The sequence below is a fragment of the Psychrobacter sp. TB20-MNA-CIBAN-0197 genome, assembly GCF_040309765.1.
Classification (GTDB): Bacteria; Pseudomonadota; Gammaproteobacteria; order Pseudomonadales; family Moraxellaceae; genus Psychrobacter; species Psychrobacter submarinus.
Window position 1 is genome coordinate 1 of record NZ_JBEOPC010000425.1, and the last position, 280, is coordinate 280.

Sequence of the window (280 nt, forward strand, 5' to 3'; positions counted from 1 at the left end):
GCTCAAGTATGGGCAAAATCCCAATTTGCGAGCCAATCTCATGATTATGATGACTGGCGACCAAGGACAAAACCGTCTGCCCATCATCGAGTTGCAAGCGATACAGATAATTAGCACCGCGAAAGACACGCCCCACTACTAAAGCGGTTCGGGGACTGTCATCATCATGAATAATATCGTCAGGACGGACCAGCACCTTAATCGGTGTGCCGTTGGGATAGTCGTACTCGCAATACTGCGGCTGTCCCGACTCATCATAGACTTCCATACGACGATAGAT

General features: G+C 49.3%; 1 protein-coding gene. It reads right to left on the reverse strand.

Features of this window, described 5'->3' with window-relative positions:
- Window positions 1-280 (reverse strand): TOBE domain-containing protein (locus tag AAEY83_RS14330; protein WP_351059882.1); only part of this gene is annotated, 280 nt, incomplete at both ends.